Source organism: Actinocatenispora comari, assembly GCF_017312725.1.
Taxonomy (GTDB): Bacteria; Actinomycetota; Actinomycetes; order Mycobacteriales; family Micromonosporaceae; genus Actinocatenispora; species Actinocatenispora comari.
On sequence record NZ_BOPO01000010.1, the window covers coordinates 1 to 21,357 of the forward strand.

Annotated in this window: 18 protein-coding genes; 8 read left to right on the plus strand and 10 right to left on the minus strand. The window is 74.1% G+C overall.

Features of this window, described 5'->3' with window-relative positions:
- The 6 genes from NUM_RS05170 to kdd form a co-directional block, all read right to left on the minus strand.
- A partial coding sequence (locus NUM_RS05170; RefSeq protein ID WP_207123428.1) for a glutamate mutase L occupies positions 1 to 1,148 on the minus strand: 1,148 nt, incomplete at its 3' end.
- Positions 1,149 to 1,324: 176 nt separating this feature from the next.
- The gene (gene kal, locus NUM_RS05175) at positions 1,325 to 1,717 is read right to left on the minus strand and encodes a 3-aminobutyryl-CoA ammonia lyase (RefSeq protein WP_207123402.1); all 393 of its coding nucleotides are present in this window, start codon (positions 1,715 to 1,717) and stop codon (positions 1,325 to 1,327) included.
- Entirely contained in the window at positions 1,710 to 2,483 is a 774-nt protein-coding gene (kamE, locus tag NUM_RS05180; protein WP_207123403.1) for a lysine 5,6-aminomutase subunit beta, read from the minus strand. Before kamE ends, kal begins: the two co-directional genes overlap by 8 nt.
- Positions 2,480 to 4,078 (minus strand): lysine 5,6-aminomutase subunit alpha, encoded by a 1,599-nt coding sequence (kamD, locus tag NUM_RS05185; RefSeq protein ID WP_207123404.1) that lies wholly within the window; start codon positions 4,076 to 4,078, stop codon positions 2,480 to 2,482. Before kamD ends, kamE begins: the two co-directional genes overlap by 4 nt.
- Positions 4,079 to 4,247: 169 nt before the next feature.
- Positions 4,248 to 5,774, minus strand: a complete 1,527-nt coding sequence (locus tag NUM_RS05190) for an amidohydrolase (RefSeq protein WP_207123405.1) — start codon at positions 5,772 to 5,774, stop codon at positions 4,248 to 4,250.
- Positions 5,775 to 5,812: 38 nt separating this feature from the next.
- The gene (gene kdd, locus NUM_RS05195; RefSeq protein ID WP_207123406.1) at positions 5,813 to 6,877 is read right to left on the minus strand and encodes an L-erythro-3,5-diaminohexanoate dehydrogenase; all 1,065 of its coding nucleotides are present in this window, start codon (positions 6,875 to 6,877) and stop codon (positions 5,813 to 5,815) included.
- Between the two features lie 150 nt (positions 6,878 to 7,027).
- Between kdd and NUM_RS05200 the strand changes: the two genes are divergently transcribed.
- Together NUM_RS05200 and NUM_RS05205 are read left to right on the plus strand one after the other, a co-directional pair.
- Complete coding sequence (locus NUM_RS05200) at positions 7,028 to 8,482, plus strand: KamA family radical SAM protein (RefSeq protein WP_207123429.1); 1,455 nt, start codon at positions 7,028 to 7,030, stop codon at positions 8,480 to 8,482.
- A gap of 133 nt (positions 8,483 to 8,615) precedes the next feature.
- A complete protein-coding gene (locus tag NUM_RS05205) occupies positions 8,616 to 9,191 on the plus strand; it encodes a histidine phosphatase family protein (protein ID WP_207123407.1) in 576 nt (191 codons plus the stop codon).
- A gap of 87 nt (positions 9,192 to 9,278) precedes the next feature.
- On the opposite strand, the gene NUM_RS05210 is transcribed toward NUM_RS05205, so the two are convergent.
- Complete coding sequence (locus tag NUM_RS05210; RefSeq protein WP_207123408.1) at positions 9,279 to 9,713, minus strand: DoxX family protein; 435 nt, start codon at positions 9,711 to 9,713, stop codon at positions 9,279 to 9,281.
- A gap of 206 nt (positions 9,714 to 9,919) precedes the next feature.
- Here NUM_RS05210 and NUM_RS05215 point away from each other — a divergent pair, with 206 nt between their 5' ends.
- Positions 9,920 to 12,985, plus strand: a complete 3,066-nt coding sequence (locus NUM_RS05215) for an alpha-N-acetylglucosaminidase (RefSeq protein WP_207123409.1) — start codon at positions 9,920 to 9,922, stop codon at positions 12,983 to 12,985.
- 36 nt (positions 12,986 to 13,021) lie between these two features.
- Here the strand turns inward: NUM_RS05215 and NUM_RS05220 are convergent, their stop codons facing one another.
- Both NUM_RS05220 and NUM_RS05225 read right to left on the minus strand, forming a co-directional pair.
- Positions 13,022 to 13,486 (minus strand): Lrp/AsnC family transcriptional regulator, encoded by a 465-nt coding sequence (locus NUM_RS05220; protein WP_030445982.1) that lies wholly within the window; start codon positions 13,484 to 13,486, stop codon positions 13,022 to 13,024.
- 32 nt (positions 13,487 to 13,518) lie between these two features.
- Positions 13,519 to 14,688 carry an acyl-CoA dehydrogenase family protein gene (locus NUM_RS05225; RefSeq protein ID WP_207123410.1) on the minus strand — a complete coding sequence of 390 codons (1,170 nt, stop codon included), beginning with the start codon at positions 14,686 to 14,688 and terminating at the stop codon, positions 13,519 to 13,521.
- Between the two features lie 164 nt (positions 14,689 to 14,852).
- Between NUM_RS05225 and NUM_RS05230 the strand changes: the two genes are divergently transcribed.
- The 3 genes from NUM_RS05230 to NUM_RS05240 all read left to right on the plus strand — a co-directional run bounded on the left by NUM_RS05230 (position 14,853) and on the right by NUM_RS05240 (position 17,844).
- Positions 14,853 to 15,680 (plus strand): putative RNA methyltransferase, encoded by an 828-nt coding sequence (locus NUM_RS05230; RefSeq protein ID WP_207123411.1) that lies wholly within the window; start codon positions 14,853 to 14,855, stop codon positions 15,678 to 15,680.
- A gap of 249 nt (positions 15,681 to 15,929) precedes the next feature.
- Positions 15,930 to 16,850, plus strand: a complete 921-nt coding sequence (locus NUM_RS05235; RefSeq protein ID WP_207123412.1) for an NADP-dependent oxidoreductase — start codon at positions 15,930 to 15,932, stop codon at positions 16,848 to 16,850.
- A 76-nt stretch (positions 16,851 to 16,926) separates the two neighbouring features.
- A complete protein-coding gene (locus NUM_RS05240) occupies positions 16,927 to 17,844 on the plus strand; it encodes a 5'-3' exonuclease (RefSeq protein WP_207123413.1) in 918 nt (305 codons plus the stop codon).
- A 3-nt stretch (positions 17,845 to 17,847) separates the two neighbouring features.
- Here the strand turns inward: NUM_RS05240 and NUM_RS05245 are convergent, their stop codons facing one another.
- Entirely contained in the window at positions 17,848 to 18,783 is a 936-nt protein-coding gene (locus tag NUM_RS05245; protein WP_207123414.1) for a hypothetical protein, read from the minus strand.
- Positions 18,784 to 18,981: 198 nt separating this feature from the next.
- On the opposite strand from NUM_RS05245, the gene NUM_RS05250 reads away from it, so the two are divergent.
- Both NUM_RS05250 and NUM_RS05255 read left to right on the plus strand, forming a co-directional pair.
- Entirely contained in the window at positions 18,982 to 20,166 is a 1,185-nt protein-coding gene (locus tag NUM_RS05250) for an acyl-CoA dehydrogenase family protein (RefSeq protein WP_207123415.1), read from the plus strand.
- Between the two features lie 314 nt (positions 20,167 to 20,480).
- The gene (locus NUM_RS05255; protein ID WP_207123416.1) at positions 20,481 to 21,254 is read left to right on the plus strand and encodes a beta-phosphoglucomutase family hydrolase; all 774 of its coding nucleotides are present in this window, start codon (positions 20,481 to 20,483) and stop codon (positions 21,252 to 21,254) included.
- Positions 21,255 to 21,357 lie beyond the last annotated feature (103 nt).

The following is a 21,357-nucleotide window of genomic DNA, read 5'->3' on the forward strand; positions in this document are numbered from 1 at the left end:
CCGGAGCCGACCACCAGCCGCACCTGGCGCAGGTCGCGGCCGGGACCGCGGCTGCCGTCGGCGCGGCGCTGCCCGCGGGCGTGCCGGCGCAGCGCGACGTGCAGCGCGAGGCCGGCGAGCCGCCGGTCGAGGTCGCGCTCGGCGGCGCTGTCCGGCAGCAGGCCCGGCTCGGCGGCCCGCCGGTCGGCACCGGGGGCGAACGCCGCGACCGCATCGTCGGACAGCAGCCGTTCGTCCCGGGCGGCGGCGAGGATGCCGGGGGCGTTCCAACGCATCCCGAGGTCGCCCTCGACCGTACGGGAGCGCCACAGGGTGCCGGCGACCTCGCGGCGCGGCCCGTCGCGTTCGGCGTCGGGGACCAGCACCGAGTACACGTCGGTGGTGGCGCCGCCGACATCGACGGCGAGGATCTCACCGGCCGCGGGAATCTCGGCGGCGCCGTCGGCGAGCAGCTCCACCCCGGCCAGTACGGCGTCGGGGGTGGCGGCCCGCACCAGCCGCGGGAACCGCGCACCGCGGGACAGCTTCTTGCCGCCGATCACGTGCGACAGGAACACCTGCCGGATCGCGGCACGGGCCGGCGCCGGGTGCAGCTGCCCGATGCGGGGCAGCACGTTGTCGGTGACGGTGACCGGTACCCCGGCGTCGGCCAGCCGGTGTCGCACCGTCTCGGCGGCGTCGGCGTTGCCGGCGACCACCACCGGCACCCGCAGCCTGGTGCCGGCCAGCCGCGCCGCGTTGTGCGTGAGCACCTGCGCGTCGCCGCCGTCGGTACCGCCGACCAGCAGCACCACGTCGGGCTTCGCGGCCCTCAGCGTCCGCACCCCGGCGGCGTCGAGCGGGCCGGCGGCGACGTGCACGACCCGGGCGCCGGCCGACAGCCCGACCCGGTGCCCGGCATCGGCGGTGACCAGCGGCTCGTACCCGACCACGGCCAGGCGCAGGCCTCCCCCGGCCGAGGAGCACACGTACTGCGCCGACAGGTCGGCGCCGGGCAGCTGCTCGGCCAGCCCGGCCAGGCAGGCGTCGTAACCGTGCAACACGTCGGTGTCGACGGTGGTGCGGTGTTCGGCGGTGGCCGCCACCGTACCGGTGGCGAGGTCGACGGCGAGCAGCTTGGTGTAGGTGGAGCCGACGTCGCCGCACACCGCGACCGCCTCGGCGCCACGCGGCGGGTGCCCGGTGGTCTCGGCACCACCGCGGCGCTCGGTGGTCTCGGTGCCACCCCGGCGCCGGGTGGTCCCGGCGCCGGACCGAGGCCTGGGCTCCGCGGGGGTGGCGCCGGTCCCCGGCCCGCCGGCGGGCGACGGGCGGCGGGGCTCGGTCACGGGACGACGACGGTGCCGGTGGCGGTGACCGCGACGACCGGCTCGGCCAGCGCCTCGGCGGCCGACTCGCCCCGGTCCGGGCGGCCCCGGCACACCACCCGGGAGGCGAACTCGATGCGCCGCGAGCGGCGGCCGCGGGCGATCAGGGTGGCGGTGACCTCCAGGACGTCGCCGGCCCGTACCGGGGCGCGGAACTGCACGTCGTCGTAGGAGGCGAACAGCCCCTCGTCGCCGTCGGTACGGATGCACAGCTCGGTGGCGGCGTCGCCGAACAGGCCCAGCGAGTACGCCCCGTCGACGAGGTTGCCGGCGTAGTGGGCGTGGCTGGCCGGCACGTACCGACGGTGTACGACGGTGACCTGGTCGGCGGGTGCCAGCGGCTCAGGCATGCACGGTCTCCTTGGCGCGGTCGCGGCGGGTGATCAGGGCGTCGACGAGGTAGGACGCGACCTCGCCCGGGGTGGTGGAGCGGCCGAAGATGCGGTCGACGCCGAGCTCGCCGGACATCAGCTCGTCGAACCGCGGCCCGCCGGCGACCAGCAGCGGCCGCTTGTCGGCGCCGAACGCCTCCCGGAACGCCGCGGACGCCTCCCGCGTGTTGTGCAGGTGCGCGTCGCGTTGCGTGACGACCTGGGAGATCAGCACCGCGTCGGCGCGTTCGGCGCGCGCGGCCTCGACCAGGTCGGGCACCGCGACCTGGGCGCCGAGGTTGACCACCCGCATCTCCCGGTAGTACTCCAGCCCCTTGTGGCCGGCGGTGCCCTTGATGTTGAGGATGGCGTCGATGCCGACGGTGTGCGCGTCGGTGCCGATGCAGGCGCCGACCACGACCAGCTTGCGGCGCAGCTTCTTGCGGATCGTCTGGTTGACCGCCGCGGCGCTCAGCTCGGGGAAGTCGCGCTCCACCACCTGCACCGTCGACACGTCGACCAGGTGCTTGACCTGCCCGTACACCACGAAGAAGGTGAAGTCGGGGCCCATCGCCTTGGCGTGGACCAGCATCGCCGGGTCCATGCCCATCTTGCCGGCGAGCTGCAGCGCGGCCCCCTCGGCCCGCTTGTCGTGCGGTACCGGCAGGGTGAACGACAGCTGCACCATCCCGTCGCCGGTGGTGTCGCCGTACGGGCGGACGATCTGGTGTTGCGGCTCGGTCATGCGTCCGCCTCCAGGATGTCGGTGGCCGGGTTGTAGTAGGCGGTGTCCTTGGCCGCCACCCCGGACAGGCCCTTCCCGCCGTCCGGTGGGCGCTTCATGATGCCGAAGGTGCCGGCGCCGATGGCGTCCAGCAGCCCCTGCTCGCCGATGCGCTCCAGCAGGTCCAGCGCCTCCGACAGCACCTGGTTGGCGCGCTGCTGGATGAACCCGCCGGGCGCGGGGACGAAGTCCTCGTGCAGGTTGCCGGCGGCGCCCAGCACGTAGCGCACGTTGGCCAGGGCGATGTCGCGGTCCGACAGCCAGGGCGTGACGACCGCCTCGGTCATCATGCCGACCAGCAGGATCGACTGGCCGGTCATGGTGCCGGCGAGGTTGAAGAACCCGTCGAGCAGGTTGCCGCGGAACACGTCGCCGGTCATGTGCTTGGTCGGCGGCATCCACTTCAGCGGCGCGTTCGGGAACAGTTCGCGGGCCAGCAGCGCGTGCGCGAGCTCCAGCCGGAACGAGTCGGGCAGATCGGGGTTGATCTCGAACGCGTGCCCCAGGCCCAGCTGCCAGTCCGCCAGCCCGGCCTCCTTGCCGAAGTACTCGTTGAGCAGCTGGGAGACGGTGACGGTGTGCGCCTCGTCGACGGCGTCGGCGGTGGTGAGGTAGTTGTCCTCGCCGGTGTTGATGATGATGCCGGCGCGGGCGTGCACCTGCCGGGAGAACCGCTGGTCGACGAACGTGCGGATCGGGTTGATGTCGCGGAACAGGATCCCGTACATCGAGTCGTTGAGCATCATGTCCAGGCGTTCCATCCCGGCCAGCGCCGCGATCTCCGGCATGCACAGCCCGGACGCGTAGTTGGTCAGCCGGATGTAGCGGCCCACCTCTTTGGACGTCTCGTCCAGCGCGGCGCGCATCAGCCGGAAGTTCTCCTGGGTGGCGTACGTGCCGGCGAACCCCTCGCGGGTGGCGCCCTCGGGCACGTAGTCCAGCAGCGACTGGCCGGTGGAGCGGATCACCGCGATGATGTCGGCGCCCTCCCGGGCGGCGGCCTGCGCCTGCGGGATGTCCTCGTAGATGTCGCCGGTGGCCACGATCAGGTACACCCAGGGCCGCTGCGGCGGGTCGCCCAGCCGGCGCACCAGCCGGTCGCGGGTGCTGCGGGCGGTGTCCATCCGCCGTACCCCGGCGGCGGCGGCGCGGCGGGCGGCCCGCCGGGCGGCGGTGGCCTGCTTGCCGTCGGGTACCTCGAAGCGCACCGAGCCGGCGCCGGCCTTCTGCGCCAGCGCCACCAGCGCGTCGCCGACCGGTACGTCCCGGCCGGCCAGCCCCTGCTGCGCCAGCGCGTGGAACACCGGCAGCGCGGCGCCGGCGGTCAGGCCGACGTCGGCGACCACGGCGTCGACCAGCCGGTTGACCCACGGGATGCCGTCCGGGTCGGCGCCGTGCATGCCGGCCAGCCGCAGCACGGCACGCTCCACCGACACGGTGGTGTGCTCACGGGCCAGCTTCACCACCGGCCGGCCGGCCCGGCGGGCCAGCGTCCGGGCGCGGCGAACCAGCGCCGGATCCAGGTCCAGCTTGCGACCGCGTCGGGGCCGCGCCATTGCTGCCACCTCGATGACCTCCTGCTCGTTTCGTGCCGCCCCGCGGGCGACCGTGTCTCGTGCCGCCCGGCGGCGGTGCTGCCTCGCGCCGCCCCGCGGCCGTGCCGCCCCGCGCCGCCAGGCGATGGTGCTGCTCTGCGCCGCCGGGCGGTGGCCGCCGGCGGCCCGGTCAGGCCGTGTGGATGGTGACCCCGTCGCGTACGGTGCGCAGGCAGCGCGGGGTGGCGTCGGGGTCGTCGAGCAGCGGCAGGCCGTGCTCGTCCAGCCCGGCCGGGCAGTCCCACACCGCCAGCGTCGCCGGCGCGCCTGGGGCGAGGTAGCCGGCCTCGTCGTACCGGGCGGCCCGCCACCCGCCGCGGGTGTGCGCGGCGAACGCGGTGCGCACGCTGATGCGCTGCGCCGGGTTGTGGTGGTGGGCGGCGGCCCGCACCCCGCCCCACGGGTCGAGCGGGGTGACCGGCGAGTCGGACCCGAACGCCAGCGGCACCCCCACCCCCGACAGCGACCCGAACGGGTTGGACGCCAGCGAGCGGTCCAGTCCCAGCCGCGTCTCGTACATCTGGCCGGCGCCGCCCCACAGCCGGTCGAACGCCGGCTGCACGCTGGCGGTCAGCCCGAACTCGACCAGCCCGGCGATCAGCGTCTTGGTGAGGATCTCCGCGTGCTCGACCCGGTGCCGGGCCGCGCGCAGCCGCTCGATGCCGACGACCTCGGCGGCGGCGGCGAACCCGGCCAGTACGGTCTCGACCGCCGCGTCGCCGATGGCGTGCATGCCGCCCTGCATGCCGTGCCCGGTGCAGTCGACGATGTGCGCGGCGACCTGCTCGGCGGACAGCAGCCCGTGCCCGCAGCCCCCGGCGTCGGCGTACGGGACGCTCAGGTACGCGTCGGTGGACCCGAGCGCGCCGTCGGCGTACAGGTCACCGGCGGCGCCGACGGCACCCAGCTCCCGCGCCTTGCTCGCCGCGCCGAGCTCCCCCCAGTACCCGATGACCTGCGGTACCGGCTGGGACGCGGAGGCGGCGAGCAGTTCGGTGAAGTCGATCTCGGAGCTGGTGGTCGGCCCGCCGCACTCGTGCACGCAGCCGATGCCGACCGACGCGGCGGTGGCCAGCGCCAGCTGCTGCGCCCGGTGCCGGGTCGCGGCGTCCAGCTGCCCGGTCGCGGCGACGTACAGCGCGTCGACCGCCTCCAGGGTGTGCCGGCCGTCGGCGCCGAAGCCGGGCATGCCGGTCACCCCCGGCACCGCGGCGGCCAGCGCACCGGTGGCCAGCGCGGCGTGCCCGCTGATGTGCGAGACGTAGCAGGGCCGCCCGTCGACCGCGGACTCCAGCTGCGTGCGGTGCGGCAGCGCCGGGTCCGGCCAGGTCGACTCGTCGTAGCCGCGGGCGTACACCAGGGCACCGGCGGGCAGCGTGGCCGCGTGCGCGGCGAGCGCGTCGAGCAGCTGGGCCGCCGACCGGACCGGCGAGACGTCCAGCAGTGTCATGGTCAGGCCGGTGTTGGTCAGGTGGGCGTGCGCGTCGACGAACGCGGGCGCCACCAGCGCCCCGTCCAACTCGACGGTGGTCTCGGCGGTGGGGGCGTCGTCGTCCGTGCCGACCCAGCTGATCCGGTCGCCGTCGACGGCAAGGGCTGTGGCGTGCGGGTCGGCCGGGCTGTACACCCGACCGCCGCGATACAGGGTTCGCACCATGCCCTCCAGTCTTCCCCGCGTGCCTGCCGCCGCGCCGATCAGCCCGCGAGCCGGGCGCCGAACAGCTCCCGCACTCCGGGCTCGGTGCGCAGCAGCTCCAGCGCGAACGCGGCGTGGCCGGGCACGTAGCCGTTGCCGACGAGCATCGTGACGTCGGCGGCGAGCCCCTCGGCGCCCAGCGCGGCGGCGGCGAACGAGGTGGCCATGGAGAAGAAGATCACCGTGCCGCCCTCGGCGGTGGCGAGGATCGCGCCGTGCTCGCAGCCGGGTACGTCGACGCACACCACGGTCACGTCGGCGCCGGTGCCCACGGCGGCCGCGAGCGCGACCGGGTCGGTGGCGTCGGCGATCACGACGGTGTCGGCGAGGCCGGCCGCCGTGAGCCGGTCGGCCTCGGCCCGGGTCGGTACCACGCCGACGGTGCTGGCGCCGGCGCGGCGGGCGGCGGCGAGCGACAGGCTGCCGGACTTGCCGGCACCACCGAGCACCGCGACCCGCGGCGCGCCACCGAGCCGGGCTGCGGCGGCCTCGACCACCCGGGCGGTCAGCGCCGGCGCGCCGCACACGTCCAGTACCGCGAGCGACAGTTCGGGGTCCTCGTCGTCGGGCAGCACCGCGGCGATGGAGCGGGCGAACAGGATGGCGTGGCCGGCGGCGGGCACCTGCTCGCCGCGGCCGTCCCAGCCGGCGAGCCCGTCGGTGACCGCGAGCGGGGTCAGCGTCAGCGACACCAGGGTGGCGACCCGCTGCCCGACCCGCAGACCCAGCAGCGACTTCTCGCCGACCGCGTCGACGGTGCCGATCAGCATGCCGCCGGAGCCGGTGACCGGATTGTGCATCTTGCCGCGGCTGGTGATGATCTCCAGCACCTCGGCGCGGATCGCGTCGCCGTCACCGCCGTGCTTGGTCGCCAGCTGCCGGTAGCTCGCCGCGTCCAGGTTGAGCCGTTCCAGGCTGATGCGTACCTCGCCGGGCCGGATGTCGGGGCGGGTGTCCAGTCGCTGCGCGGCCTGCGGCAGCACCCCGACGGGCGCCAGCACCCGGTGCAGGCCGACCGGCGACTCGGTCGCCGTCGCCTCGCTACGTTCCGCGACCCCGCTCATGCGCCCCTCCACATCCGTGCCACACCGGAAATCCTTCGGCAGGATAATTACTCACCCGCAAGAATTCCACTATCCTTGCGCTAAGGTACCGGAGCACGCGGCACCGGCAAGCGAGGAGGCAACACCGTGGCGGAGCACGCCGGCAACACTGTGGCGGAACAGGTCGAGAGCACCCTGGCGCAGGGCGACGGCACCGGCGGCCAGCCGTACGAGTACCGCCGGGTCGAGCTGGTCGAACCCGACTGGACCCGACTGCCCGGTTTCGCCGAGGTCACCGCCGCCCAGTGGCGCTCCGCGCAGTGGCAGCGCGCGCACTGCGTCAAGAACATCAAGCAGCTGCGGCAGCTGATGGGCGACCTGCTGGACGAGAGGTTCTACGACGACCTCGCCGCCGACCAGAAGCAGCACGCGACCATGTCGATGCTGCTGCCGCCGCAGATGCTCAACACCATCGTGCCCGCCGGGGTGCCCGACACCGACGCGTTCTACGCCGACCCGATCCGCCGGTACATGCTGCCGGTCGCCTCCGACCGCCGCACCGACTGGCCCAGCCACCCGCACGCCACCCGCGACTCGCTGCACGAGCACGACATGTGGGTGGCAGAGGGCCTGACCCACCGGTACCCGACGAAGGTGCTCGCCGAGTTGCTGTCGACCTGCCCGCAGTACTGCGGCCACTGCACCCGGATGGACCTGGTCGGCAACTCCACCCCCACCATCGACAAGCTGCGGCTGTCCGGCAAGCCGGTCGACCGGTACGACGCGATCATCAGCTACCTGCAGCAGCACCCCGAGGTGCGCGACGTGGTCGTCTCCGGCGGCGACGTGGCCAACGTGCCGTGGAAGAACCTCGAAGCGTTCCTGATGCGGCTGCTCGCCATCGACACCATCCGCGACATCCGGCTGGCCACCAAGGCGCTGATGGGCATGCCGCAGCACTGGCTCGCCCCCGACGTCGTCGAGGGGCTGGAGCGGGTGGCCCGCACCGCCCACCGGCGCGGCGTCAACCTCGCCATCCACACCCACGTCAACCACGTCAACTCGCTGACCCCGCTGGTCGCCGAGGCCGCCCGCACCGCCCTGGACGTCGGCGTACGCGACGTGCGCAACCAGGGCGTGCTGATGCGCGGCGTCAACGCCACCGACACCGACCTGCTCGACCTGTGCTTCGGGCTGCAAGGCGAGGCGAACATCCTGCCGTACTACTTCTACATGTGCGACATGATCCCCAACGCCGAACACTGGCGGGTCTCGGTCGCCGAGGCACAGCACCTGCAGCACGCCATCATGGGCTACCTGCCCGGCTACGCCACCCCGCGCATCGTGTGCGACGTGCCGTTCGTCGGCAAACGCTGGGTGCACATGCTCGCCGACTACAACCGCGAACGCGGCATCTCCTACTGGACCAAGAACTACCGCACCGGCATCGAGCTCGACGACCCCGACGCACTCGACCGCCGGTACCCGTTCTACGACCCGATCTACACCCTGCCCGAGGCCGGCCAGCAGTGGTGGCGGGAGAACTTCCCGCCCGACACCGCGGCCGCCGCCGATGCCGCGGCGGCGTCCCGCGCGGCCGCCGAACGCGACGCCGTACACGCCTGACCCGCCGCGCCGCGTCTCCGCCGCACCCGACAACGGCGTCGGGTGCGGCGGTGCCTTTCTGCGCCGGGTGGCGCGGTCGACACCGCGCCGGGAACCCCGCGTACCGCTGGAGCCGATCGGGAAGACTGTGGCCATGGCAGAGATCGTCCTGATCCGGCACGGCGAGACCGCCTGGTCGGCAAGCGGCCAGCACACCTCCGTCACCGACCTGCCGCTCACCGAACGCGGTGAACGACAGGCGAGCGACCTGGCCACCACCCTCGCCCGGCGCCGGTTCACCGCCGTGTACAGCTCGCCGCGGATCCGCGCGCAGCGCACCGCGCAGCTGGCCGGGCTGACGGTCACCGCCCTCGACGACGACCTCGCCGAATGGAACTACGGCGACTACGAGGGCCGCACCACCGCCGACATCCACACCGAGGCACCCGACTGGGACCTGTGGACCGACGGCGCCCCCGGCGGCGAGAAACCCGCCGAGGTCGGCGCCCGGCTCGACCGGGTGCTGCAGCGCGCCCGCGAACACCTCTGCGACGGCGACGTCGCGCTCGTCGCGCACGGCCACGCCCTGCGGGTCGCCGGCGCCCGCTGGATCGGCCTGGCCGCCGCCTGCGGCGGGCTGCTCAAGCTCGACACCGGCACCCTGTCCACCCTCGGCTTCGAACACGGCCGCCCGGTCATCACCAGCTGGAACGCCACCGTCACCGGCTGAGCGCTGCACCCGCGCGACAGCAACACCGCACAGTGACCGCCACGTCGGCCACCGGGTACGTCGGCCACCGGCACGTCGGCACCGGGCTCAGACCCGGCTACCGGACCGCGGCGCCACCACCGCGCCGCCGGCCCGACGCGGCGCCCGCAGCCGCCGCGACACCGGCCGCAGGGCCCACGACAGCACCGTCAACACCGCCAGGCCGGTGAGCACCACGACCTCACCCGCCCCGTACGCCGAGACCAGGTGCGACACGATCGCGCCGGTGTAGACGAAGAACGCCCCCGCGTACGCCCACTCCTTCACCAGCGGCCACCGCGGCACCAGCAACACCGCCGCACCCGCCACCTTCCAGCACCCCAGCAACACCAGGAAGTACGACGGGTACCCCAGGTGAGCGACCACGTCGGCCACGAACGACAACCGGGCGAGATCCCACACCCCGCCCACCGCCAGCTCCGCCGCCACGACCCCGGTCGCCACCCAGAACACCACCGGCCGCGCCCCGCTCCACGAATCCATCGCCGGCACGTCCCTCCACCGCTCGACCACCCAGCCGGCGTGCCGTGCGCCGGCCCCACCGCCATGACGTACCGCCGCCCGCAGACGTGACCGGACAGCCGCGGCACCGGCCTCAATGCGCAAACTTGTCGCCCAACAGCCCTTGTCGACCAACTTCGCGCACCATAGGCTGCCCGCAACCCGATCGCCCCGGCCGGAGGTCCCCCATGACGCGACGCAGAACAGTCCTCGCCGCCGGCGCAGCCGGCGCCGGCCTGGCCGCCACCGGCCTCGCCGGCCCCGCCGCCGCCCAGGACACCGCCGAACCCGCCCGCGCCGCCCTGCGCCGCCTCATCGGCCGCCGCGCCGACCAACTCACCCTCGGCCTCACCGACCGCGGCGACACCGACACCTACCGGATCTTCGGCAACCGTGGACGGCTGCACATCGAGGCCACCACCCCGGCGACCATCCTCACCGGCTTCCACCGCTACCTCGGCGAAACCCTGCACGCCGGAATCTGGTGGGCCGGCACCAACCTCGACCACCTGCCCGCCCAACTACCCGCACCCGCCACCCCGATCACCGGCCACGCCGACGTACCCCACCGGTTCGCCCTCAACGACACCAACGACGGCTACACCGGCCCTTACTGGGACCTCGACCGCTGGCGCCGCGAGGTCGACATCCTCGCCCTGCACGGCTTCAACGAGATCCTCGTCTACCTCGGCGCCGACGCCGTCTACCGCGACACCCTGCGCGAGTTCGGCTACACCGACGACGAGGTCCGCGCCTGGATCCCGGCACCCGCCCACCAGCCCTGGTGGCTGCTGCAGAACATGTCCGGCTTCGGCGGACCCGTCGCCGCCGACCTCATCGAGCACCGCGCCCGCACCGCCGCCGGCCTGATCGACCACATCCGCGCCCTCGGAATGACCCCCGTACTGCCCGGCTACTTCGGCACCGTCCCACCCGACTTCGCCGACCGCAACACCGGCGCCCACGTCGTACCCCAGGGCAGCTGGTGCGGCTTCACCCGACCCGGCTGGCTCGACCCCCGCGACGACCACTTCACCCGGCTCGCCGCCGCCTTCTACCGCCACTCCACCGCCCGCTACGGCGACACCACCATGTACAAGATGGACCTGCTGCACGAGGGCGGCACCGCCGGCGACGTCCCCGTCGGCCCCGCCTCGAAGGCCGTCGAGACCGCCCTGCGCACCGCGCACCCCGACGCCACCTGGGTCATCCTCGGCTGGCAGGACAACCCCAAGAAGGACACCATCGCCGCCGTCGACACCAGCCGCATGCTCATCGTCGACGGGCTGTCCGAACACGCCGACAAGACCGACCGCGACACCGACTGGTCACACACCCCGTACGCCTTCGGCACGATCTTCAACTACGGCGGCAAGTCCACCCTCGGCGCAGCCGGCGCCGCCTGGCTCGGCAAGTACCGGCAGTGGCGCGACAAACCGGGCGGCGCACTGTCCGGCATCGCCCTGATGCCCGAAGCCGGCGACACCAACGCCGCCGCCCTCGACCTGTTCGCCTCGCTCGCCTGGACCGACCACGCCATCGACGCCCACGACTTCTACACCGACTACGCCACCCGCCGCTACGGCCGCGCCGACCGGCACGCCACCGCCGCCTGGCAGACCCTGCGCGCCACCGCCTACGCCCTCGACGGCACCGTCAAGGGCGAACCACAAGACAGCCTGTTCGCCGCCCAACCCAGCCTGTCCGCCACCTCCGGCGCCGGCTGGTCACCCACGACCATGCAGTACGACGGGGCCACCTTCGACCAGGCGCTGCCCCTGCTGCTCGCCGCCCACCCCACCCTGCGCCACACCGACGCCTACCGGCACGACCTCGTCGACGTCGCCCGGCAGACCCTCACCAACCGCAGCCGCATCCTGCTACCCCAGATCGCCGCCGCCCACCACGCCGGCGACACCGCCACCTTCGACGAACTCACCACCCTGTGGCTGACCTGGATGCGGCTGCTGGACCGACTCGTCGCCAGCCGACCCGAATTCCTGCTCGGCCCCGCCCTCGCCACCGCCCACCGCACCGCGGGCGCCGCCGGCGAGTTCGACCAGCGCACCATCCTCACCGTCTGGGGCGACCGCAACGCCAGCCAGGTCGGCGGCCTGCACGACTACGCCAACCGCGAATGGCACGGCCTGATCGGCGACGTCTACCTCGACCGCTGGCGCCGCTACTTCGACAGCCTGCGCACCGCCCTGACCACCGGCCGGGCACCCACCCCGATCGACTGGTACGCACTCACCGACGCCTGGACCCGCCGCACCAACACCTACCGCAGCCACCCCACCGGCGACGAACACGCCCTCGCCACCGCCGTGCACCGGGCGCTCGCCGCCGACACCCACCAGGTACCGGTGACCGTCACCGCCGACCCCGCCGTGCTCGTCGCCGGCGCCGCCACCACCCTGACCGCCCGCATCACCAACGCCAGCGGCCTGTCCGACGTGCACGCCGCCACCCTCACCCCCGGCGTACCCGACGGCGCCACCGTCACCGCACTCGACCCCACCGGCATCGCCACCCTCGCCGGCGGCACCAGCGCCACCGTCCGCTGGCGCGTCACCGCACCCTCCGACTGGCACACCGACCAACCCACCGCCACCCTGACCGTACGAGCCGACTACCGCGCCGGCCGCACCACCGGCCACGCCACCGGCACCGCCCGGGTACTCGCCGGCAGCCCCGTCACCGCCCCCTACACCACCGTCGACTTCAACGACGCCACCTTCGCCGCCGCCGGTACCGGCTTCGGCATCTACGGCGGCGGCCGCGACATGTGGGGCGGCACCAACCAGTTCGCCGCCATCGTGCTACCCGGCGGGCTCCCCGACGGCGCCACCGCCACCGCCCGCGTCGTCCTCCAGGACCCCACCGGCCAGTGGGCCCGCGCCGGCCTGGTCGTCCGCAACTCGCTGGCCACCAACGGATCCCTCGGCTACGCCAACCTCGCCGTCACCCCGCAACACGGCTGCGCGCTGTCGGTCGACGACAACGGCGACGGCAAGCTCAACAAGGTCACCTCCGCCGCCGGACCCGTCGCACCCGTCACCCTGCGGCTGACCCGCGCCGGCGCCGACCTCACCGCCGCCTACTCCCCCGACGGCACCACCTGGACCACCCTCGGCACCGTGCGCCCCAGCGGCCTCGCCGCCACCCCCGACATCGGCATCTTCATGACCGCCGCCAACGGCGGCTCCGGCGCCACCGGCATCGCCACCTTCGACACCATCAGCGTGCACTGACCCGACGGTCCGGGGCCGGCACGGCCCCGGACCGGCTCAGTCGGTGTCCGCCGGCGGGACCGGCGGCCGCGCCGGACGCCCCTCGTACGGCGTGGACAGCACGATCGTCGTGCGGTGCGTGACCCCGGCCATCGACCGGATCCGCTGCAACAGACCCTCCAGATCCACCGGCGAGGCCACCCGCACCTTCAACAGGTAGAAATCCTCACCGGCCACCGAGTAGCACGACTCGATCTCCGGCAGGTGCGCCAACCGCTCCGGCGCATCGTCCGGCGCCGCCGGATCGGTCGGCCGGATCGCCACGAACGCCGTCAACGGCAACCCCAGCGCCTCGTAGTCGACCACCGCCGCGTACCCGCGGATCACGCCGCGCTGCTCCAACCGCCGCACCCGCTGGTGCACCGCCGAGACCGACAGGCCCACCCGCTCGGCGAGATCGGTGAACGACAACCGGCCGTCGGCCGACAACGCGGCCACGATGGCCCGATCGATCTGCTCCACGCGGAAACGCTACACCGCCGGCCGCGACGCCCTCAGGACGTCAGCGCACGCGAGATCACCACCCGCTGGATCTGGTTGGTGCCCTCCACGATCTGCAGCACCTTCGCCTCCCGGAAGTACCGCTCCACCGGATGGTCGGCCACGTACCCGTACCCGCCGAGCACCTGCACCATGTCGGTGGTCACCCGCATCGCGGTGTCGGTGGCGAACAGCTTTGCCTTCGCCGCCTCCACCGTGTACGGCCGGCCCGCGTCCTTCAACCGGGCCGCGGTCAGCAGCAACGCCCGCGCCGCAGCGACCTGCGTCGCCGCATCCGCCAGCAGGAATCCGACCCCCTGGAACTGCGCGATCGGCCGACCGAACTGCTCCCGCTCGGCGGCGTACCCGCACGCGTAGTCCAGCGCCGCCTGCGCCACCCCGATCGCGCACGCCGCGATCCCCAGCCGGCCGGAGTCCAGCGCCTGCATCGCGATCCGGAAACCGACGCCTTCCGCACCGACCAGCCGCTCCGCCGGCACCACCGCGTCGTCGAACACGATCTGCGCCGTCGGCCCGGCGCTCAGCCCCATCTTGTGCTCCGGCCGCTGCGGCACCACCCCCTCGGTACCGGGGTCGACCAGCAGGCACGAGATGCCCTTCGGCCCCGGCCCACCGGTACGGGCGAACACGTTGTAGAAGTCGGCCACGCCGCCGTGCGACACCCACGCCTTCGTCCCGCTCACCCGGTACGACTCGCCGTCCAGCCGAGCGCGGGTGGTCAGCGCCGCGGCGTCCGAGCCACCCGCCGGCTCCGACAGGCAGTACGCACCGAGCTGGTCGCCGCCGAGCATGTCCGGCAGGTACCGCTTGCGCTGCTGCTCGGTGCCGAACTCGGCGACCGGGAAGCAGGCAAGGGTGTGCACGCTGACGCCGAGCGCCACCGACAGCCAGCGACGCGCCAGCTCCTCCACGACCTGCAGGTACACCTCGTACGGCTGGGCTCCCCCGCCGTACTCCTCGGGGTACGGCAGGCTCAGCAGCCCGGCCCGCCCGAGCGTGGCGAACGCGGTACGCGGGAACTCGCCCCGCGCCTCGAACTCCGCCGCACGTGGGGCAAGTTCCCGGTCTGCGAGGTCGGCCGTCAACTCCAGCAGCGCCTCGGCCTCGTCGGTGGGCAGCAGCCGCTGCACCGTACTGACCGGGCCGGCGCCGGACTCGCCCATGGTTCCCTCCCGAAGTTCCTGTCCTGCCGCAACTGGCGGCAGCTTAACGCTCGTTTGGGTCTCGTGGGGAGTCGGCGAAGCTCCGATGTGGGGTGTGGTGGCGGCTACGCCGCCTATGCCTTCCTAGGAAGCTGGAAATATGGCGGATCGGGGATGATCGGAAGGTGCTCAGCGACGCCATCGACCACCTGCGCTGCCCGAACTGCGCCGGCCCGCTCACCCTCGACGACAGGCGGGCGCGGTGCCCCCGCGGCCACAGCTTCGACGTCGCCAAACACGGGTACCTGACACTGCGCGCCGGCGGCGCCGGCCCCGGCACCGGCGACAGCGCCGAGATGGTGGCCGCCCGGCACCGGTTCCTCGCCGCCGGCCACTACTCCCCCATCAGCGACGCGATCAGGACCGCGGCACCCGCCGGCCCCGACCCGGTACTCGACCTGGGCGCCGGCACCGGCCACTACCTCGCGCAGCTGCTCGCCGCCCAGCCCGACCGCGTCGGCATCGCCGTCGACCTGTCCGGCTACGCGCTGCGCCGGGCCGCCCGCGCCCATCCCCGCATCGCCGCGATCGGTGCCGACGCCTGGCAGCCGCTGCCGGTACGCCCCGGCCACATCGGCCTGGTCCTCAACGTCTTCGCGCCCCGCAACGCCGCCGAGATCGCCCGGGTGCTGACCGCCGACGGGCTGCTGCTGGTCGTCACCCCCGCCGCCGACCACCTGGGCGAACTGGTCGCGAGGCTCGGGCTGGTCGGCGTCGACGCGGCCAAACCGGACCGGCTCGCCGCGACCCTCGCCGACTTCGTCCCGGTCGGCACCGAGACGGTGCGGTTCGGGCTGCGACTGGACCACGACGAGGTCGCCGCCGTCGTCGGCATGGGACCCAGCGCCCGCCACCTGCCGGCCGACACCCTCGCCGAGCGCATCGCCACCCTGCCCGCGGCCACCGACACCACCGCCGCGGTCACCGTCGCCGGCTACCGGCCACGCCGGTGACCCCGCGCGGTACCGGCGATCGGCCAGCAGCCCCGCCCGGGCGAGGGCCACGCAGGCCCGGGTCACCACGCAGGCCCGGGTCACCACGCAGGCCCGGGTCGCACGGCCGCGCAGCACCCAGTCGGGCGCGCAGTCCCGGGGCTGGGTCACCTCGCGAGGCAGCGCGCGCTGCGCCGGTTTCGGGCCGCGGGCAAGGCGGGACGCGTACGGTCGCAGCTGGCCCGACCGCACGATCAGGAGGAGACGCTGGTGCGCGCCGTCTACTACGAGTCCTTCGCCGCCGACAACTCGACGCTGCGGGTGGGCGAGCTGCCCGATCCGAAGGTCGGCCCCGGTCAGGTGCTCGTCGAGGTACGGGCCGCGGGCGTCAACCCGGTCGACTGGAAGGTCCTGGCCGGCGGCCTGGACCCGATGATCGACGCGGTGTTCCCGGTCATCCCCGGCTGGGACGTCGCCGGCGTGGTGGTCGGCCGCGGCCCGGACACGCCCGAGTTCGCGCCCGGCGACGAGGTCATGGCCTACGCCCGCAAGGAGGCGGTCGGCGCCGGCACGTTCGCCCAGTACGTCGCCGTCTCGGCCACTGCGGTCGCGGCCCGGCCGGCCGCGCTCGACTGGGCCCAGGCCGGCGGCCTGCCGCTCGCCGGGCTGACCGCGAAGCGCTGCCTGGACCGGACGAACGTGCAGGCCGGCGACGTCGTCCTGGTGTACGGCGCCGCCGGCGGGGTCGGCACCCTCGCCGTCCAGCTCGCCGTCGCCCGCGGCGCCCGGGTGCTCGGCACCGCGTCGGCGACCAGCCACGACGCCGTGCGGGCCCTCGGCGCCACGCCGATCGAGTACGGCGACGGGCTGGTCGAGCGGGTCCGCGACCTAGCACCGGACGGGGTGACGGTGGTCCTGGACCTGGTGGGCGGTCAGTTGCCGACCACGATCGCGGTGCTCGCCGACGGTGGCCGGCACGTGTCGATCGCCGACCCCGGCGTCGAGGAGCACGGCGGCGCCTGGGTCTGGGTGCGGCCGGACGGCGCCGGGCTGGCCGAACTCGCGCAGCTCGCCGACCGTGGCCGGTTGACCGTGCCGGTCCAGGCCAGCTACCCGCTGACCGAGGTCGGCGCCGCGTTCGACGCCAGCCGCGGCGGCCACACCCACGGCAAGCTGGTCATCGTGCCGTGAGGCACCAGCCGGCACGGCGCTCGCCTCGTGCCGTGAGGCGCAGCGGTTGTCGTACCGGCATGGCAGTCTGGCACGGGTGAGCCGACCGCTGCTGCTCGTCGACGCCGCGAGCCTGTACTTCCGTGCCTTCCACGGCATCCCCGCCTCGATCACCGCGCCCGACGGCACTCCCGTCAACGCGGCCCGCGGCTTCCTCGACATGCTCGCCCAGCTGATCCGCACCCGCGGGCCGGACCGGATGGTCTGCTGCCTGGACGCCGACTGGCGGCCGGCCTGGCGGGTCGCCCTGATCCCCTCGTACAAGGCGCACCGCCTCGCCGCCGACGGCGGTGAGGAGGTGCCGGAGGCGCTGAGCCCGCAGGTGCCGATCATCCTGGACGCGCTGCGGGCGGTCGGCATCGCCAGCCTCGGCGCGCCCGGCTGCGAGGCCGACGACATCATCGGCGCGCTCGCCACCCGCGAACCGGGCCCGGTGGAGGTGGCCACCGGTGACCGCGACCTGTTCCAGGTCATCGACGACGACCGGCAGGTACGGGTGCTCTACTGCGGTCGCGGCGTGGCCAAGCTGGAGGTCTACGACGACGCCACCCTGCACGGCCGCTACGGCGTGCACCCGGCGCAGTACGTCGACTTCGCGGTGCTGCGCGGCGACCCGTCCGACGGGCTGCCCGGCGTCGCCGGCATCGGCGACAAGACCGCGGCCGGCCTGATCACCCGGTACCGGACGCTCGACGCGCTGCTCGCCGCGGTCGACGGCGCCGATCCGGCTGTGCGCCCCGCACAGGCCCGCAAGCTCGCCGCGGCCCGCGACTACCTGGCGGTGGCGCCGCGGGTGGTCGCCGCCGGCGCGGAGGCTCAGGTCCCGGCGGTCGACACGGCGCTGCCCACCGTTCCGGCCGACGAGCAGCAGCTGCTGGCGCTGGCCGAGCGTTGGAACCTGGCCTCGCCGCTGACCCGGCTCACCGATGCGCTGTCCGAGACCGCCTCGGCGTAGCGGTCATCCGACGGTCGGCTGGCGCTGCCCGCACAGCACCAGCGGGCCGGTGCGGGCCCGGTAGTCGTCGATGTCGATGTCGGCCTCGGCGGCGCAGCCGAGCCGGGTGCACTCGCACACGAACGGTCCGGCCAGCGGCGCGGTGGTGCCGATCCATGCCCGGTGCGCGGTCAGGTTCGCCAGCACCGCCGCGTTCTCGGCCCGCCGCAACCGCTGCCGGGTGTCCCCATCGGCCGCGCCGACCCGGCCGGCAACGTCGGCCGCGCCGACCCGGCCGGCAACGTCGGCCGCGCCGACCCGGCCAGCAACGTCGGCGGTGTCGGTGCCCGCGGGGGTGGCGGGAAGGCCGAGGCGTGCGGCGACCAGGTCGGTGAGACGGTCCCAGTCGGCGTCGTCGTTGACCTCGACGGCGGCGCCGCCGAACGCCCGGGTCTGCGCGCGCAGGTGCTCGGCGAGCAGCACGTCCCGGTCGATCAGCGTGTTCAGCACCCGGCCCAGCGTGGCCCGGTCGGCCGGGCCGGTGAAGCCGCGGTGCCGGCGCGACCGCCGTACCTGGGCCGGTGTCGGGATCAGCCAGATGGCGGCGCCACCGTGCGCGGTCACCTGTGCCGGGAGCAGCTGCGGCCCCTCCACCAGCGTCAGCGTCCGGTCCGGCAGTGCCGCCAGCTCGTCGGCGAGCATCGCGAACTGCTCGGAGGCGTACCCGAGGAAGCGCACCAGCTGGTCGTGCGTCGACGCGGACAGCCAGCGCTCGGTGAAGTCCAGGCCGGCCGCGCCGCGCATCACCGGCCAGCCGGGCTCGGTCGCGGCCCGCCGCTCGTGCGCGTAGCTGTACGCATCCACCGGCACCAACCGCAGGTCGTACCGGTACGCCAGGCGCCGCGCCAGGGTGCTCTTGCCCGCCCCGCAGCCGCCACCCAGCCACACCACGTTCGCCATCGCCGCTCCCCTCACCCGGTACGGTCAGTGTGTCCGGTTGGCGCGGCGCAAAGATCGTCGTCGGTGACGATGCGGTCCGGCCCGCCGGAAACGTACGCTTCGGAGTGCGGGCCGACGCGATCGCGGACTGGCGGCGCGCCGGCGCGGTGCCGGCCGTACGGTACGGGTGTCGGTCGACAGCCACCCGAGGAGCACCGCATGGCGAGCACGTCACCCGCAGCCCAGCACCCGCTCGCCCTGTTCGGGGTCGAGGAGCTGCTGACCGACGACGAGCGGGAGATCCGGGACACCGTGCGCGCGTTCGTCGCCGACCGCGTCCGGCCGCAGCTGGCCGACTGGTACGAGGCGGGGCACGTGCCGGCCCGCGAGCTCGCCGTGGAGCTGGGCAAACTCGGCGTGCTCGGCATGCACCTGACCGGGTACGGGTGCGCCGGCACCAACGCGGTCAGCTACGGGCTGGCCTGCGCCGAGCTGGAGGCGGCCGACTCGGGCCTGCGCAGCCTGGTCTCGGTGCAGGGCTCGCTGGCCATGTACGCGATCCACGCGTTCGGGTCGGAGGCCCAGAAAATGCGCTGGTTGCCGGAGCTCGCCGCCGGCCGGGCGATCGGCTGCTTCGGCCTGACCGAGCCGGACTTCGGCTCGAACCCGGGCGGGATGCGTACCCGGGCCCGGCGGGACGGCGACGACTGGGTGCTGTCCGGCAGCAAGCTGTGGATCACCAACGGTACGGTCGCCGACGTCGCGGTGGTCTGGGCCCGCACCGACGACGGGGTGCGCGGCTTCCTGGTCCCGGCCGGTACCCGCGGGTTCACCGCCACCGAGATCACCCGCAAGCTGTCGCTGCGCGCCTCGGTCACCGCCGAGCTCGCCTTCGACGAGGTACGGCTGCCGGCCGAGGCGATGCTGCCGGACGCGCGCGGCCTGCGCGCCCCGCTCAGCTGCCTGGACGAGGCGCGGTTCGGCATCGTGTTCGGCGCCACCGGTGCCGCCCGCGACTGCCTGGAGACCACGATCGCCTGGTCGGTCGACCGGCAGGCGTTCGACCGACCGGTCGCCGGCTTCCAGCTCACCCAGCAGAAGCTGGTGGACATGACGCTGGAGCTGGGCAAGGCGACGCTGCTCGCGCTGCACCTGGGGCGGCGCAAGGACGCCGGCACGCTGCGCAGCGAGCAGATCAGCCTGGGCAAGCTGAACAACGTCCGGGAGGCGCTCGCGATCGCCCGCGAGTGCCGCACGATCCTCGCCGCCGCCGGCATCACGCTGGACTTCTCCCCGCTGCGGCACGCCAACAACCTGGAGTCGGTGCTCACCTACGAGGGCACCAGCGAGGTGCACACGCTGGTACTCGGCCAGGCGCTCACCGGAGTCCCCGCCTTCCGCTGACCGCTCCCCCGGCACGGCCGGCGTAGCCCGGGTCACCGGTCGTCGATCGGTCACCGTCGGCGACGAGGGGTGGGCCGTTTCGCGCTCGGCCGCGTGAGCTGCACCACGCCCAACATTGCTTCCTAGGTAACTGCGCCACTGCCGCGTCGGGCGGCAAGATCATCCCGGTGCAGGTCGGGCGACCGTGCGCGGGCCGAGACCCGTCGACCTCGGTGCCCCGGGCCGGCGGCCGGCTAGATCACGGGGAGGCCACGGCGGACGGCGCGCCGCGCCACGACGTTCCAATCCCCCTGTTCGCCGTTACTATCGGTGCCGTGTTGGGGCTTCCGAACGGCGTCCGCGCCTGCCTGTTCGATCTTGACGGCGTGCTCACCCGCACCGCCGTGGTGCATGCCGAGGCGTGGCGGCAGATGTTCGACGCGTACCTCGCGGAGCGTGCGCGCCGCGAGCACGCCACCGCGCAGCCCTTCACGCAGAGCGACTACGACCGGTACGTCGACGGGAAGCCACGGCAGGACGGCACCCGTTCGTTCCTCGCTTCCCGTGGCATCACCCTGCCGGAGGGGTCGCCGGACGACCCGCCGACCGCCGAGACCGTGCGCGGGCTGGGCAACCGGAAGAACGAGCTGGTGCTGCGGCTGATCCACGACCAGGGCGTCGACGCCTACCCGGGTTCGGTGCGGTACGTGCTGGCCGCGCGCCGGGCCGGCCTGCGCCGCGCCGTGGTCTCCTCCAGCGCCAACTGCCGGGACGTGCTGGCCGCGGCCGGCATCCAGGACCTGTTCGAGGAGATCGTGGACGGGGTCGTCGCCGCCCGCGACGGCCTGGCCGGCAAGCCGGCGCCGGACACGTTCCTCGCCGCGGCCCGCACCCTGGGCGTGGCACCCGACGAGGCGGCCGTGTTCGAGGACGCGCTGTCCGGCGTCGCGGCCGGCCGGGCCGGGAAGTTCGGTCTGGTCGTCGGGGTCGACCGGGTAGGCCAGGCCGACGCGCTGCGCGAGCACGGCGCCGAGGTGGTCGTCGACGACCTCGCCGAGCTGATCGACGCCGACATCCCCGAGGCAGAGCCGCATACCGCGCGGCACTGACCCGGACCGCAGCACCCGGGCGCCGTCGGCGATCCGGTGACACCGGGCCGGACCGGCCACCGGACAACCACATCATCACCCATGCTTGCCGTCACGGCGTCGA